The sequence below is a fragment of the Brachybacterium sp. AOP3-A1-3 genome (assembly GCF_052378285.1).
Taxonomy (GTDB): Bacteria; Actinomycetota; Actinomycetes; order Actinomycetales; family Dermabacteraceae; genus Brachybacterium.
Genome location: NZ_JBQSXM010000002.1, coordinates 324655 through 339627, shown reverse-complemented (window position 1 = coordinate 339627; position 14973 = coordinate 324655). Strand labels below are relative to the sequence as shown.

Below are 14973 nucleotides of genomic sequence, written 5' to 3'. Positions count from 1 at the left end.
TCTTACTTCTTCTTGGAGTCCTTGGGCATATCGCCCTCATCGGAGGAGAGCGCGGCGATGAAGGCTTCCTGCGGGACCTCGACGGATCCGATGTTCTTCATGCGCTTCTTGCCCTCCTTCTGCTTCTCCAGGAGCTTGCGCTTGCGGGAGATGTCGCCGCCATAGCACTTGGACAGCACGTCCTTGCGCATGGCGCGGATGTTCTCGCGGGCGATGATCCGAGCACCGATGGCGGCCTGGATCGGCACCTCGAACTGCTGGCGCGGGATGAGCTTCTTCAGCTTCCCGGCCATCTCGACGCCGTAGTTGTACGCCTTGTCGCGGTGCACGATCGCGCTGAAGGCATCAACGGGCTCGCCCTGCAGGAGCATGTCCACCTTCACGAGATCCGCGGTCTGGGAGCCGGAGACGTCGTAGTCCAGGGAGGCGTAACCGCGAGTCTTGGACTTCAGCTGATCGAAGAAGTCGAAGACGATCTCCGCGAGAGGCAGCGTGTAGCGCAGCTCCACACGGTCCTCGCTGAGGTAGTCCATGCCGCCGAGGTTGCCGCGCTTGGACTGGCACAGCTCCATGACGGCGCCGATGAACTCGGCGGGCACCAGGATCGTGGCCTTCGTGATCGGCTCGCTGATCTCGCTCACCTTGCCCTCGGGGAAGTCGGAGGGGTTCATGACCTCCACCTCGGTGCCGTCCTCCATGACCACGTGGTACACGACGGACGGGGCGGTGGAGATCAGGTCGAGGTTGAACTCGCGCTCGAGACGCTCGCGGACGATCTCCAGGTGCAGCAGGCCCAGGAAGCCGACGCGGAAGCCGAAGCCGAGCGCGGTGGAGGTCTCCGGCTCGTAGTTCAGCGAGGCGTCGTTGAGCTTGAGCTTGTCCAGGGCGTCGCGCAGCACCGGGTAGTCGGAGCCATCGATCGGGAACAGCCCGGAGTACACCATCGGCTTGGGGTCCGCATAGCCCTCGAGCGCCTCGGTCGCGCCGCGGATCGAGGTGGTGATGGTGTCGCCGACCTTCGACTGGCGCACGTCCTTCACGCCGGTGATCAGGTAGCCCACCTCGCCGGGACCGATGCCCGGGGTGGGATGGGGCTCCGGGGAGCTCACGCCGATCTCGAGCAGCTCATGGTGCGCGCCGGTGGACATCATGTCGATGCGGTCACGGGACTTCAGGGATCCGTCGATCATGCGGATGTACGTGACCACGCCGCGGTAGGTGTCGTACACGGAGTCGAAGATCATCGCGCGGCAGGGCGCGTCGGCATCGCCCACCGGGGGCGGGAGGGTCCGGACGACGTGGTCCAGCAGGTCCTCCACGCCGAGGCCGGTCTTGCCGGAGACCCGCAGCACGTCGTCCGGTTCGACACCGACCAGCTGGCCGATCTCCGCCGCGTACTTCTCGGGCTCGGCACCGGGCAGGTCGATCTTGTTGAGCACCGGGATGATGGTGAGGTCGTTCTCCATCGCGAGGTAGAGGTTCGCGAGCGTCTGCGCCTCGATGCCCTGCGCGGCGTCGACCAGCAGGATCGCGCCCTCGCAGGCGGCGAGCGACCGGGAGACCTCGTAGGTGAAGTCCACGTGGCCCGGGGTGTCGATCATGTTCAGGGCGTAGTTCGTGCCGTCGACCTGCCAGGGCATGCGCACGGCCTGGCTCTTCACGGTGATGCCGCGCTCGCGCTCGATGTCCATCCGGTCGAGGTACTGGGCGCGCATGGCGCGTGCCTCGACCACCCCGGTGATCTGGAGCATGCGATCGGCGAGCGTCGACTTGCCGTGGTCGATATGCGCGATGATGCAGAAGTTCCGCAGCCGCTCCTGGGGTGTCGACGCGGGAAGGATGTCCCGGGCCTCATCGGCCGCGATCCTCGGGGTCACCGGCTTACGTCCTCTCATCACAGCGAGCCGCTGCGCAGCTGCGCAGGGCAATCGGTTCATCGTCTCATGGGGGCCGCGCCCCGTCCCGCCCCGCCGCCGCCCATGGACCGACGTCACACCTCGGCGCGCGGTCCGGAGGGCGTTGCCGAGATCAGGTCGCGGGGCGGAACGTCAGGTGGCGGGGTGGACGTCAGGTCGCAGGGTGGACGTCAGGTGGCGGGGTGGAAGTAGGTCGTGCCCAGGGCGCGGGTGACCGCCCCGGTGACCTTCTGGAGCTGTTCCATCTCGTCCTCGAAGTCCGCGACGATGTCGTCCAGCGAGCGGAAGCGCAGGCTCGCCGCCGCCCGGCCCACGATCCGTCGGCCCGGTTCCGCCGTGCCCATCCGGTCGAAGGAGCTGCCATGCAGCTTGGCGAGGGTCTCGAGCGCCTCGTCGATCTCCAGCAGGCAGTGCGCGGCCGAGCGCGGGAAGATCGAATCCAGCAGCAGGAACTCGATCGCGTGGGAGGCGCGCACCCGGCCCCGGTAGGACCGGATGTACGCCTCGTGGGCGCTGCAGCTGCGCAGAAGCATCACGGTGGCGGCATCGGAGGAATCGTCCAGATCGTGCGCCTGCAGGATCCGGGCGATCATGTCGACCCGCTCCAGCAGCTGACCGATCCGCAGGAACAGCCAGGCCTCGTCACGGGTCATCGAGGAGTCGACCAGCCCGTTGACCACGGCGCAGCGGTCCTTCGCGAACTGGAAGGCCCCGTGCATCCGCGAGGGGCGCACGCCGCGCGGCATGCCCATGCTGGTCGTGTTCAGCGATTCCCAGACCTCGGTGGACAGCGCCTCGCGCGCTCCGCGTGCGTTCTCGCGGGCGGTCCGCAGAGCGCCCGCGACCGACGAGGGGTTCTGCCGGTCGGTGACGAGACGGTCGAGCACCCGCTGCACGGTGAGGTCCGCGTCGTCCGCCGCCCCGCTTCCGAAGAGCTCGTAGACCCGGGAGCAGGCGGCGGGAACGTCCTGCGGAGCGTCCTCCGTGATCGACTGCAGCATCACATCGAGGATGCGGGCGGTCTGATCGGCGCGTTCGACGTAGCGCCCGATCCAGAACATCGAATCCGCGATCCTACTGAGCATCATCGGCCTCCTCCTCGCCCGCTGCGGCAATCCCGTCCGCGCTGCTCCCCGCCGGCCCGGCGCCGGGATCCGGCACGGCCCGGTCGTCCTCGGGATCCAGCGCATCCTGCAGGTCCAGGAGCGGGATCGCGGACGTCACCGGGTCGGGCTCGCGCGTCGGCTCCTCCGAGTGGTCCTCGGGGAGATCGTCGTACTCCTCGTAGTTCTCGTCCAGCGGATCCTCGATCCGCTCCTCCTCGGCGGAGGACTGCGACTGCGCCTGCGCGGAGGCCGTGCCGGTCCCGGCGGGTGCCGGCCGGTCGGTCGCGAACACCCAGGTGTCCTTCGATCCCCCGCCGCGCGAGGAGTTCACGATCATCTCGCCGCGCGGGAGCGCCACGCGCGTGAGCCCTCCGGGCAGCACCCAGATGTCGTCGCCGCTGTTCAGGGCGAACGGGCGCAGATCCACATGGCGGCACTCGGGCCCGCCCTCGACCAGGGTCGGGATGGTGGACAGCTGCACGACCGGCTGCGCGATCCAGCCTCGAGGGTCGGCGAGCAGCCGCCCCCGCAGCGCATCGAGCTCCTGCGCAGAGGCCGCGGGGCCGATGACGATGCCCTTGCCCCCGGAGCCGTCCACCGGCTTCACGACCAGTTCGTCGAGCCGGTCCAGCACCTCGGTCAGCGACTCCGGCTCCTCCAGCCGCCAGGTGTCGACGTTGGGGAGGATCGGCTCCTCGTGCAGGTAGTAGCGGATCAGGTCCGGGAGATACGTATAGGTCAGCTTGTCGTCGCCGATCCCGTTGCCGATCGCGTTGGCGACCACCACGGTGCCCGCCAGCACGGCACGCACCAGCCCGGGGACGCCGAGCATCGAGTCGGGCCGGAACACCTCGGGGTCGAGGAAATCATCGTCGGTGCGCTTATAGATGACGTCGACGCGACGCAGTCCGGCAGTGGTGCGCATGTAGATGCGCTCGTTGCGCTCGACGAGGTCCCCGGCCTCGACCAGGTCGACCCCCATCGTGCGGGCCAGCAGCGAGTGCTCGAAGTAGGCGCTGTTATAGCGGCCCGGCGTGAGCACCACGACCGTGGGGTCCTCATCGGCGACGTCCGGCGCCGCGGCCTGCAGCGCGCTCAGGAGACGCCCCGGGTACTCGCCCACGCGCCGCACTGGACGAGGCGCGAACAGCTCGGGGAAGGCCTGCGCCATGGCGCGACGGTTCGAGAGCACGTAGCTCACCCCGCTGGGGGTGCGCACGTTGTCCTCCAGCACGCGGAACTCCCCTGCGCCGTCGCGTACGAGGTCGATGCCGGAGATGTGGATGCGCACCCCGTTGGGCGGCCGGTATCCCACCATCGCGTCGACGATGTAGGTCGAGGAGGAGACGAGCTCCTGGGGGATCACGCCGTCCGTGATCGCCGCACGGTCGGTGTAGAGGTCATCGAGGAAGCGCTCGAGGGCCTGGACCCGCTGGGCGACGCCGCGCGAGACGCGGGACCATTCCTGCGCATCGATGACCCGCGGGATCGCGTCGATCGGGAACGGGCGCTCCTCGCCCGCATAGTCGAACGTGATCCCCTGGTCGAGATAGCTGTGGGCGAGGGACTCCGAGCGCGAGCGGAACTCCTCGGGCCCGAGGCCGGCGAGGGCGTCGTGCAGGGCCGCATAGGTGGGGCGCACCGAGGCGTCGGGCGCGAACATCTCGTCGCCGCCCGCTCCCGCCTCGACATTCTGGAACAAGGAGGTGGAGGGCATGCCTACCATCTAACACCGTCCCCCTCCCGACGCGGGCGCACAACGCCCAGGAAACGAGAACCATGTCTCTGGGCTCCAGCCTGTCCTCACTCCTCCGATCCGCGATCCGCTCCCCGTCCGTGCGCCGCAGCGCCCGTGGCCTCGGCCGCGCCGCCGTGCGTGCGGTGCGGGAGGGACAGAGGGGCTCGACCCCTCGCAGCACGAGCCCCCGCAGCGCGGACCCCCGCAGTGCGAGCCCTGCCGAGCGTGCGCCCTCCGGGGGCGGCGGCGAGCAGGTGCTCGCCGACCGCGATCCCTCCCGTGCGGTCGCCATCTCCTACGCGCCCCACGCAGACGGCCGGCCCGACCCCGGGGAGATCGTGTGGACCTGGGTGCATTACGAGGAGGACGCCTCCCAGGGCAAGGACCGCCCGGTGCTCGTCCTCGCCGAGGAGAGCGCCGAGGCCGGTGGAGCCGACGGGACGGGGTCGGTGCTGGTGGCGCTGATGCTCACCTCCCGTGACCGCGCGGAGTCGGACCAGGTCATCACCGATCAGCACGGCGCGACCTGGGTGGACATCGGAACCGGGGACTGGGACCGGAAGGACCGCCCGTCCGAGGTGCGTGCGGACCGTCTGCTGCGCATCGTCCCCGCCACGGTCCGCCGCGAGGGCGGGCGCCTGGACGAGGAGACCTTCGGCCGGGTCGCCGCCGCGGTGAGCGCCGTGCACGGCTGGCGCTCCTGACCCCCGCTCCCGCTGCCCCCCGCTCCCGCCCGGATCGCAGGAGACACGCCGCACACCGGGTACGTCCTGGGAGGGGCTTCTGGTAAAGTCTTGCCCCGTATGTGTGACATACCGTTCGGTGTGCGCATGCCGTGATCCCGCCGTGTCAGGGGTGACGGCTCGTGCGACCCGGGCGAGTACCCGTGGCAGCGACCCGGTACCGACGTCTCCAGGCGAGTCCCCACCGCCGTCCCCGTCGGATCCGTCCTCGGCCGTCCCGGATGATCCACCAGAGCAGCACAAGAGAAGAGTCTTCGTGGCAAACATCAAGTCCCAGATCAAGCGGAACAAGACGAACGAGAAGTCCCGTCTGCGGAACCGCGCCGTCAAGTCCGAGCTGCGGACGTACACCCGCAAGGTGAAGGCCGCCGTCTCGACCGGCGACGCCGCCGCCGCCGGTGAGGCCCTCTCGGCCGCGTCCCGCAAGCTCGACAAGGCAGTCTCCAAGGGCGTCATCCACCAGAACCAGGCAGCGAACCGCAAGTCCGGTCTCGCCAAGCTGGTTGCCGGCGCCTCCAAGTGACATCGCAGCTTCGCTGCATCCTCGTCTGACGAGGTGATGAAGGCCCGGTGCGGATCCGTCCGCACCGGGCCTTCTGCTGTCCGGAACCAGGGCCGGGGTCGACGAGATCAGCGGGCGCGGCGGGCCCGGCAGATCTCCATGACCATGCGCTGCACGGACCATCTCGGGTCACGACCGGCGCCTTTGACCTCGTGGTCAGCGCGCGCCACGGCTTCCAGCGCCCGGGCCAGTGAGCGGTCGTTCCAGCTCCGGGCCTCGCGGGTGAGATTGCGCAGCATCCAGTCGGGCATGCCGAGGGTGCGGGCGCTCGCGCCGGGTGACGACGCCTTCGCGAGGGACCGCATCTTCGACGCGATCGCGGCGACGATCGGGACGGGATCGGCGCCGGCGAGCTGCGCCTGCTGCAGCAGCTGGAGCGCCTCCTGCTCGCGCCCGGCGATCGCGGCGTCAGCCACGGCGAAGGCGGTGGACTCCACCCGGCCCGCCGTCACGGCGTGCACGTCCTGCAGCGAGAGCTGTGGGGCCTGCTGGCCCTGTTCCGGGGTGGTGTCCTCGATGAGCTGACGGCTGATCGCGGCGAGCTCTGCGAGATCTGCGCCGAAGGCGTCGACGAGGGCGGCGATCGCCTCGGGGTGGATCCGCCGCTCGGCCCGTGCGAACTCGGCGGCGACGAAGGTCTGCTTGTCCCCGGCGCGCTTGACGGGGCTGGCATCGACGCGCGGCACGCCCGCCTTCTTCAGCGCGTCCAGGAGCTTCTTGCCCCGATTGCCTCCCCGGTGGACCAGCACGAGGGTCACGTCCGACTCGGGGCTGCGCAGGTAATCCAGGAGCTCCAGGACGATCGCGTCCGGGGCGACCTGCAGCTCCGGCACGATCACGAAGCGCGGCTCACCGAACAGGGAGGGGCTGGTGAGCTGGGCGAGAGCCCCGGCACCGGCGTTCTCCCCCACGAGATCGTGGAAGGCCACCGACGGATCGGCCTCCTTGGCGAGCGTGCGCAGCCGCTGCACGGCGCGGTCGGCGATCAGCGCCTCGGTGCCGTGGATGAGCACGATCGGTGCGAGGGCGACGCTGTGCCACTCGACATCGCTCACGGAAACTCCTCTGGTGTTCGGGGACCTGGACGATCCTATCTGGCCGGGCCGACGGATCGAGCCGCCGCAGGGTCCTCGACCGGCAGCACGACGGTGCCGTCGACGTCCGTGCGGATCGTCGCGGTGCCGGCGTCGTGCAGGAGGTCCAGGAGATCCTCGGTGGGATGCCCGAAGGTGTTGTCCTGGCCGACGGTGATCAGCGAGAGATCCGCGTCCAACTGGTCGTACAGGGCCGGGTCCTGACGTCGTGACCCGTGGTGGGCGACCTTGATGATGTCCGCGGGCCCGGGGCCCGTCTCCCCCAGGGCCGCCTGCGCCGCGGGTTCGAGGTCTCCCAGGGACACCAGGCGAGTGCCGTCCGGCCAGGTGCCGGCCACGACGACCGAGCAGTCGTTCGCGGCGTCACCCTCCCCGGAGCCGTCCTCCTGGGCCGTCATGGCGATCGCGTCCTGGGCCGAGCCCGGCCACAGCACGTCCAGGCGGAGTCCCTCCACGCTCCAGGCCTGCCCGGTGGTGACGACCGTCGTCGGCGTGGCGCCCACCCGTTCGTCGCCCGCCTCGGGCAGCGGGCAGATCCACTGCTCGGCGGGCACCCGTGCTCCCGTGAGGGCAGCGCGACCGCCCACGTGATCGGCGTGGGGATGGGTGAGCACGAGAAGGTCGATCCGGTCCACACCCAGACGGTCCAAGCAGGCGCGCAGGGCCTCCGGTTCCGGGCCGGTGTCGATCAGCACCGTCGGGGGCGGCGCCGTCGCCGCCGATCCGGTGGATCCTGAGGAGGCACGCAGCAGGAGGGCGTCCCCCTGCCCCACGGCGCAGACGGCGACCGTCCACGCGGGCACGTTCCCGCCGGGGACGAGGCGGCCCAGTGTCGGGGCGAGCGCGGCGACCAGGACGGCGGCCACCGCCCACCGCACCAGGGGCGCCTTCCGAGCCGCGACGGCGATGGTCAGCCCGATGAGCACCGCGACCACCAGGAGCACACCGACCGCGCCTCCGGGCACCGCGATCCGTGATCCCGGGAGCGCATCGGCGGTCCGAGCGATCAGCAGCACCAGGTGCGCGCCGCCGGCGGCGACCGTGTTGAGCATCGAGGCCGCGCCCGGCCAGAGGATGCCGATCAGGAGTGCGAGCAGCCCGATCACGGTGGTCGGCCCCACCACAGGACCGACCAGCAGGTTCACCGGCACCGCCCAGAGGGAGATCTCGGGCGTGAGCAGGATCAGCAGCGGGGTGCATGCCAGCTGGGCGACCATGGGCACCGCGATCACCAGTGCGAGGCCCTCCCCCAGCCTCGTCCCGCTCAGCTCGACGAGAGCCGCCGCCAGGGGCGGGGCGGCGATGAGGATCGCGGCGGTCGCCACCGCGGAGAGCAGGAATCCGATCGACGCGGAGGTGACCGGATCCAGGATCGACCAGACGGCGACGGTCAGGGCGAGGGCAGCGACCGGGGAGGCCCGCACCCCGGCGAAGCGTGCGGCCAGCAGGGGAACCGCCATCGTGGCCGCCCGCTGCACGCTCGGCTCGTCACCGACCAGCCACACGTAGCCCAGCAGCACCCCGGCGGCGATCGCGATCCGTGGCCTCCGCCGCACCCCGGCCAGCAGCAGCGGGCCCAGCACGGCGGCCAGGACCAGCGCGATGTTCGCCCCGGACACGGCGACCAGGTGCGATATCCCTGCTCGTCGCATGATCTCCTCGGTCTCCTCGTGGAGTCCCGAGGTGTCCCCCGTGGTCATGCCGCGCACCAGCGCGGCTTCGTCCACGGGCAGGTGCGCGGTCGCGGCGCGGGCCTGGCGGCGCAGCTCGTGCCGCAGATCCTGCGCCTGCTCCCTCCAGACCGAGCCCGGCACCAGGGTGGCGTCGTAGGCACGGAGCACGATCAGGTCTCCGCTCGTGCGCAGCGTGCCGCGCACGAGGACCCGGTCGCCGTCGCGCGCCCGCTCCAGTCCGTCGGCCGCCTCCCCGTCGGCTCGCAGCAGCAGCGGGAGGGACGCGGGAAGGACCCTCTCCTCCCGTCCCAGCTGCGCGGTGCCACGGGCGGTGCGGGCCATGACCTGCATCCCGCCGCGGGACCACTGCGGGCCTGAATCGGGCGCGGCAGGATCCGCGGAGGCGATCACCGTGAGCTCGACGACCAGCTCGTCGCGCGCCGCCTCCTCGAGGAGCTGTGACGCGTCGCCGTGGCGCAGCAGCGCCGGGAACAGGAGCACCCCGGCCAGTGCCAGGATGCCGAGATGGGCGAAGATCCCGTGCCGGACCCGGGGATCGCCGATCAGCAGGATCGCGGTCAGCGCGAGCGCCACGATCGCCGCCGTCGCGGCCACGGCGGCGGCGGCCCCCGCGGTGACTCCGAGGACCGCCACGGCCCAGAGACAGGTCGCCGCGGGGAGCAGGCGCAGGTCGGAGCGCTTCATCGGCGCGCCGCCCCTCGTGCCCCGCGACGAGACCTCTCGCGACCGCTCATACGCGCGCCCGCTCCCGGATCTTCTCGAGCGTGGCCGGGCCGATCCCGGAGACCTCCAGGAGGCCGTCGACCGAGGTGAAGGGACCGTTCTTCTCCCGGTGCTCGAGGATCCGCCGGGCGATGGCCGGGCCCACTCCCGGCAGCTCTTCGAGCTGGGCGGCGCTCGCGGTGTTGAGGTCGATCGTCCCGCCGTCGGCGCCCTCCCCGGCATCGGCGCCGGTGCCCTCGCCGCCCCCGCTCCCGTCTCCGGCGCCACCCGCCGCGGGGACGGGCGGTGCCTCCTCCCCCGGCACCGGCACATGGATCTGCTCCCCGTCCGCGACGGGACGGGCGAGGTTGATGGCCGCGAGGTCGGCCTCCTCCGTGGTGCCTCCCGCGGCCTGCAGAGCATCCTCGACCCGGGATCCCGGCGGCAGGCGCACGACGCCCGGGGACTGCACGGCTCCGGAGACGTGGACCACCACCTCCTCCTGGCCGCTCGCGACTCCGTCGGCACCGTCGGCCGGCGAGGCGGAGGCTGGAGTGGGGGCGGAGCCGTCCCCGGAGTCCGTCGAGGGGACCTCCGAGCCTGCCTCGGCCTCCTGGTCCTCGGCAGGCTGCCCGTCCGCCTGCTGGCCGGCGATCTCCTCGCCCTGCAGCGGGACCGCGGTGCCCGAGCCGGACAGATGGATGACCCCCACCGCGATGAGCACGAGCACCGCGATGCCCACCAGGGCGGACGGCGGCGGGAACGGCAGGGACAGCCGGCGGCGGGTGGTCGGCTCCGTGTGGTCGCGACGCTCGATCAGCGCCTGCCCGTGGCGGCGGTGACGACCTGCCGCGCCGCGGGGCGTCGGCGAGGACTCCTCATGTGCTCCCATGCCCGCGACTGTAGGGAGCAGGCCCCTGCCCGGTCAGCGGGCGCCCCCGCAGTGGGGACGACGAGGCCTTGGGGAGGAACGGTGAGGCGAGCGACGGCTCGTCGGGTCAGTACAGTCCGGCCACCGCGAGCCACTGGCGCCAGAACCCGGTGAGGATCGCGAGCACGACCAGCAGGTACCACGCGAGGCTCAGGATCACCCAGTGCCGCAGCAGGTTCGCGAGCGGCGCAGGCGGGCGCAGATCCCCGCCCTCGATGCTGCGGGCCAACGTCGCGAAGAACATCGGGGCGCTCACCGTCCACACGACCATGCACCAGGGGCACAGGGCATGGATGACGTAGATCGCCGAGATCGCGAGGAAATGGACGTAGCCGAAGGCGAACGCCACCCCGCCCAGGCGGGCCCAGCGGAACCAGGCGGGCAGCGCGACGCCACTGAGCATGAGCGCCCCGACCACGCCCATGATCGCGAAGCCCGTCAGACCGATGGCCTGGTTGGGAAGAACCAGTGCCGACGCCTGCCAGGTCATCATCACGTCGCCGCAGGAGATGAAGGGATTGACGTCGCAGCCGAGCGCGGCATCGGGATTCTTGAGCAGGATCTCCTTGTCCAGCAGCAGCGCGAGCGCCGCGATCCATCCCAGCACGGAGCCGATCAGGAGCACTCCACCGGTCCTCCGCGCGCCGGCACGCCGGGTCGCGGTGCGTTCGGCGGCGAGCTCGGCGTCGATCTCCGCCAGGAGGGCCTCGTCGGTGGGATCCGCGTCCTGCGCCCCGTCGGGGCCGGGGAGGGAGGAGTGCTGGTTCATGTCAGGTCCAGGATCTTCCGTGCGGAGGGATGGGAGGGGCGAGCGCGAAGTGCGCTGCACCCCGAGCGCTCAGTCGGTGACCGGGTGCTCGCGGAACCAGGCGGCGAGGTGCTCGTTGCCCTCGTCCATCGTGACGCGCGGCGTCCACTGCAGGCGTTCACGGGTGCGGCGCTGGTCGAACCAGTGCGCGGTCGACATCTGCTCGGCGAGGAACTCGGTCATCGGTGGCTCGTCGTGCCCGGGCCGTGCCTCCCAGATGCGTTCCACGACGCGGCCCGCGAGGCGGCCCACGCTGCCGGGGATCCGGAGGCTGGGCCGGCGCACGCCGGCGGCGTCGCACCAGCCGTTGAACACGTCGCGCACGGTGCGCGGCTCGCCGTTGGTGATCACGAAGCTCTCGCCGTGCACGTCCTCGATGCGATCGTGCGCGGCGACGATCGCCTCGGCGGCGTTGGTGACGTAGGTGGTGTCGATCAGGGCCATGCCCTCGTCGAGCAGGGGCAGGCGGCCGCTGCGAGCGCGGTCCACGATGCGTCCCACCAGCTGGGTGTCCCCCGGGCCCCACACGATGTGCGGCCGCACGGTGGTGACCAGCAGGCCGTCCTCGCCGTCGGCCCCCATGGCCAGCAGCTCGGCGGCGGCCTTGGTGCGGGAGTAGTGCCCGCGGGCGCGCGCGGGATCGGCCGGGGTCGCGTCGAGCCCCTCGATGGCGCGTCCCAGGTGGGCGACCGACGGGGAGGACACGTTCACGAGCGTCCCGCCGCCCTGGGCGCGCAGGGCGTCCACGACGTGGCGGGTGCCGTCGATGTTGATCGCGCGGTACTCGTGCTCCGGGCCGGAGATCGACACCTTCGCGGCGAGGTGGATGACCGCGTCGGCCCCCTGGACGGCGCGCCGCACGTCGGCGGCCTCGGTGAGGGATCCGGTGACGTCCTCGACGCCGGGGATCTGGGCAGGACGGCGCTGGAAGGCGCGCACCCGTGCGCCCCGATCGCGCAGGGTCGTCGCGACGGCGCCCCCGAGCATGCCGGAGGCCCCGGTCACCAGGACCGTCGGCGCGCTCACAGCGACCCGGCCTTCTCCCCGCGCAGGGTCCGGCCGGCCCAGCGGGACAGCGCCGCCCGGTCGATCTTCGAGTTGTGGCGGATGTCCGTGGGCAGCGCGCTGGTGGTGAACACCGCGACCACCTCGGCTCCGGACCGCTCACGGACGGCGCGGCGCACGGCCTCCTGGAGCGAGGTCGCGGCGGCGCGCGGCTTCCCGGGCCTGCCGGCCCGGTAGCCGTCCTCGGTCTCGAGGATCACGACGACCTGCTGGGTGCCGCGAGGGCCGACGACGGCGGCTCCGGCGCGACGCACGGTCGGCACCGTCTCGGCGGCGTCCTCGATCTGCACCGGGGTGAACAGCCCCTCGGCGGTGGCGAGCACGTGGTCCGCACGGCCCTCGACCCAGAGGCGGCCCTCGGCGTCGAGATGGCCCACGTCGCCGGTGGCGTGCCAGCCCTCGAAGCGCATCGAGGCGTGGGTGGTCCCCCACAGCATCAGATAGCGGTCGCGCACGTGCGGGGCGCGCACCAGGATCTCTCCGGTCGTGTCGGGATCCTCGGTGATCTCCCCGCTGGTGCGGCCGTCCTCGTCCATGACGGCGATGGCGATCTCCGTGCGCGGAACGGGCCTGCCCACGCAGACTCCCGACCCCTCGCCGGCGGCCTCGATGCCCTCGAGGTCGATCGCGGCGACGGCGAGGCATTCGGTCATCCCGTACGGGGTCAGGGCCCTCGCGTGCGGCATGAGGCTCTTCAGCTCGCGCAGCAGGTGCGCGGGGATCGGCGCGCCGGCGGAGAAGAAGCTCGCAGCGCTCGCGATCGCCCCGCGCCCGAACTCGTCGAGCTGGGCCGCCGTGTCCAGGATGTTGCGCAGCGCGGCGGGGGCGGTGAACACGGCGGGTTCGCCGAGCGCCGCGATGGCCTCCGCGAGCGCCGGGGCGGTGAGCTCGCCGGGTCGGGTGATGTCCATGTCGGGGACCACCGTGGGTGCTCCCAGCGCCGGGCCCAGCAGGGCGAAGGGCGCGAAGCCGGCGACCAGGCCGCGCTCCGGGTCCAGCTGCAGGGTGTCCCCCACCGCGGTGAACATGGCGCTCATCTGGCGGTGGGTGTACACGGCGCCCTTGGCGGGCCCGGTGGAGCCGGAGGTGAACAGGATCGCGGCGTCGGCGTCCGCGTCGGGCCAGTCGGCGGCCAGCGGCGCACCGAGGTCGCGCATCATCGACCCGGACGTCGCCAGCTGGGCGATCGAGGTCTCGACGCCGAAGGCGGCGCGATCCAGGGTGGGCAGCTGCTCGACGCTGATCCGGCGACCGGGCCAGCCCATCGTGCGCGCGCCCACGAGAGCGGTCTTGATACCGATCAGCCAGTCCGGGTGGGAGCCGATGACGGCGCGGGTGAGGCCGGGGATGCCCAGGCCGGCGTCGGCGATGACCGCGACCGCGCCGATGCGCAGGCACGCGTAGAGCACGCCGGTGAGATCTGCGCCGGGGGTGATGAGGATGCTGACCCGGTCACCGGGGCGCACCCCGTGCCCGAGCAGGCCGGCGGCGATGTCATCGACCCGGCGGTTCAGCAGCGACCATGAGATCTCTCGGCGCTCGCCGTCCGGACCGGCCATCTCCACGACCGCCGGCCGGTGGGCATGGGCGGGATCGGCGGCCAGGCGCGCGATCGGCTCGCCGACGTGACGCTCCGGGGCGGGCTCCGCATAGGAGGAGACCGGGCGCGGCGAGGCGATCCTCCGAGCGGGCTCGAGCTCCGCGGCCGACGGGCTCAGCCGCGTGCGCAGCCACTGCGAGACCAGGCCGGCGACGTCGGCGTCCTCCCAGACCAGGTGGGAGGTCTTCTCGAAACGGTGCACGTCCGCGTGGGGCACGCGCTCGATGAGATCGCGCAGGTAGCGGTCCGAGAACGTGATGTCCTTCGGGCCCCAGGCGAACAGGGTGGGGACCTCGAGGTGGCGGATGCCCTCGGCGAGGCGCTCGAGCGCGGGACGCGAGGGGTGGTCCGCGTCGGCGGGGATGTCGGCGACGAACTGCTCGATGCCCTTGCGTCGGGCTCGCGTGCGGTACGGCGCGAGGTAGGCGTCCTGGACCTCCTTGGGCAGCGGCGGCCGCGACAGCGCGAGGGTGGTGCGCAGGAAGCCGTCGGTGAGCGACGTCGACGCAGGCAGGAAGGCCGGGGCGGTCGCGAGCTGCAGCGCCTTGGGCAGCTTCTCGACGAGCTCCTGGTGGATCCCGGTGTTGGTGAGGATCATGCCGGCGAGGTCATGGCGGTTGTCCAGTGCCCAGCCGACGGAGACGATGCCGCCCCAGTCGTGGCCGACGGTGACCACGGGGCCGCGGAGCGAGAGCGCATCGGTCAGCAGCGACAGATCCGTGATGCGGTCCTGCAGGCGGCGCGTGACCCCGGTGCGCTCGGACCAGCCCATCTCCAGCTGGTCCACGGCGATCAGGCGCCACGGGATGTCCTCGCGCACCAGCGAGCGGAACAGGAACGAGTACGTGGGGTTGCCGTGCACGGCGAGCAGGGTGCCCTGCGGGGTGATGCCGCGCTCGGCCAGCAGCGGGCCGGAGTCCAGCAGGTGCCAGCGGCGCTGCTCCCCGGCGTGGTCGCGCACCTCGAGAGTGCGGCTGAGACGGGGGTCGACCTCGGGCATGCCGGGGACGTCGG

Annotated in this window: 11 protein-coding genes; 2 read left to right on the top strand and 9 right to left on the bottom strand. The window is 71.9% G+C overall.

Annotation, left to right across the window (positions count from 1 at the left end; translation table 11 throughout):
* Positions 1–2: 2 nt before the first annotated feature.
* From lepA to ACT3T5_RS04255, 3 genes are all read right to left on the bottom strand, one after another.
* On the bottom strand, positions 3–1895 hold the full coding sequence (gene lepA, locus ACT3T5_RS04265) for a translation elongation factor 4 (RefSeq protein WP_226850141.1): 1893 nt from the start codon (positions 1893–1895) through the stop codon (positions 3–5).
* Positions 1896–2086: 191 nt separating this feature from the next.
* The gene (locus tag ACT3T5_RS04260) at positions 2087–3004 is read right to left on the bottom strand and encodes an alpha-E domain-containing protein (protein WP_444593692.1); all 918 of its coding nucleotides are present in this window, start codon (positions 3002–3004) and stop codon (positions 2087–2089) included.
* A complete protein-coding gene (locus ACT3T5_RS04255) occupies positions 2991–4739 on the bottom strand; it encodes a circularly permuted type 2 ATP-grasp protein (protein ID WP_444593691.1) in 1749 nt (582 codons plus the stop codon). The genes ACT3T5_RS04260 and ACT3T5_RS04255 overlap by 14 nt, the downstream gene beginning before the upstream one ends.
* A gap of 62 nt (positions 4740–4801) precedes the next feature.
* Between ACT3T5_RS04255 and ACT3T5_RS04250 the strand changes: the two genes are divergently transcribed.
* Together ACT3T5_RS04250 and rpsT are read left to right on the top strand one after the other, a co-directional pair.
* Positions 4802–5464 carry a type II toxin-antitoxin system PemK/MazF family toxin gene (locus ACT3T5_RS04250; RefSeq protein ID WP_444576964.1) on the top strand — a complete coding sequence of 221 codons (663 nt, stop codon included), beginning with the start codon at positions 4802–4804 and terminating at the stop codon, positions 5462–5464.
* 295 nt (positions 5465–5759) lie between these two features.
* The gene (rpsT, locus tag ACT3T5_RS04245; protein WP_193117559.1) at positions 5760–6026 is read left to right on the top strand and encodes a 30S ribosomal protein S20; all 267 of its coding nucleotides are present in this window, start codon (positions 5760–5762) and stop codon (positions 6024–6026) included.
* A 107-nt stretch (positions 6027–6133) separates the two neighbouring features.
* Here rpsT and holA read toward each other — a convergent pair whose 3' ends face one another.
* From holA to ACT3T5_RS04215, 6 genes are all read right to left on the bottom strand, one after another.
* On the bottom strand, positions 6134–7120 hold the full coding sequence (holA, locus tag ACT3T5_RS04240) for a DNA polymerase III subunit delta (protein ID WP_444593690.1): 987 nt from the start codon (positions 7118–7120) through the stop codon (positions 6134–6136).
* A 35-nt stretch (positions 7121–7155) separates the two neighbouring features.
* Complete coding sequence (locus ACT3T5_RS04235) at positions 7156–9537, bottom strand: ComEC/Rec2 family competence protein (RefSeq protein WP_444593689.1); 2382 nt, start codon at positions 9535–9537, stop codon at positions 7156–7158.
* Between the two features lie 46 nt (positions 9538–9583).
* The gene (gene cas5, locus ACT3T5_RS04230; protein WP_444593688.1) at positions 9584–10447 is read right to left on the bottom strand and encodes a CRISPR-associated protein Cas5; all 864 of its coding nucleotides are present in this window, start codon (positions 10445–10447) and stop codon (positions 9584–9586) included.
* A 106-nt stretch (positions 10448–10553) separates the two neighbouring features.
* Positions 10554–11255 carry a vitamin K epoxide reductase family protein gene (locus tag ACT3T5_RS04225; protein ID WP_444593687.1) on the bottom strand — a complete coding sequence of 234 codons (702 nt, stop codon included), beginning with the start codon at positions 11253–11255 and terminating at the stop codon, positions 10554–10556.
* A 69-nt stretch (positions 11256–11324) separates the two neighbouring features.
* Complete coding sequence (locus ACT3T5_RS04220; protein ID WP_193117554.1) at positions 11325–12320, bottom strand: NAD-dependent epimerase/dehydratase family protein; 996 nt, start codon at positions 12318–12320, stop codon at positions 11325–11327.
* Positions 12317–14959, bottom strand: coding sequence for an alpha/beta fold hydrolase (locus ACT3T5_RS04215; RefSeq protein ID WP_444593787.1), 2643 nt, complete (start codon positions 14957–14959; stop codon positions 12317–12319). Before ACT3T5_RS04215 ends, ACT3T5_RS04220 begins: the two co-directional genes overlap by 4 nt.
* Positions 14960–14973 lie beyond the last annotated feature (14 nt).

Excerpts from the sequence above, each read along its gene's own strand:
- lepA (WP_226850141.1), bottom strand. The coding sequence starts at position 1,895 with ATGAGAGGACGTAAGCCGGTGACCCCGAGGATCGCGGCCGATGAGGCC.
- ACT3T5_RS04260 (WP_444593692.1), bottom strand. The coding sequence starts at position 3,004 with ATGATGCTCAGTAGGATCGCGGATTCGATGTTCTGGATCGGGCGCTAC.
- ACT3T5_RS04255 (WP_444593691.1), bottom strand. The coding sequence starts at position 4,739 with ATGCCCTCCACCTCCTTGTTCCAGAATGTCGAGGCGGGAGCGGGCGGC.
- ACT3T5_RS04250 (WP_444576964.1), top strand. The coding sequence starts at position 4,802 with ATGTCTCTGGGCTCCAGCCTGTCCTCACTCCTCCGATCCGCGATCCGC.
- ACT3T5_RS04235 (WP_444593689.1), bottom strand. The coding sequence starts at position 9,537 with ATGAAGCGCTCCGACCTGCGCCTGCTCCCCGCGGCGACCTGTCTCTGG.
- cas5 (WP_444593688.1), bottom strand. The coding sequence starts at position 10,447 with ATGGGAGCACATGAGGAGTCCTCGCCGACGCCCCGCGGCGCGGCAGGT.
- ACT3T5_RS04225 (WP_444593687.1), bottom strand. The coding sequence starts at position 11,255 with ATGAACCAGCACTCCTCCCTCCCCGGCCCCGACGGGGCGCAGGACGCG.
- ACT3T5_RS04215 (WP_444593787.1), bottom strand. The coding sequence starts at position 14,959 with ATGCCCGAGGTCGACCCCCGTCTCAGCCGCACTCTCGAGGTGCGCGAC.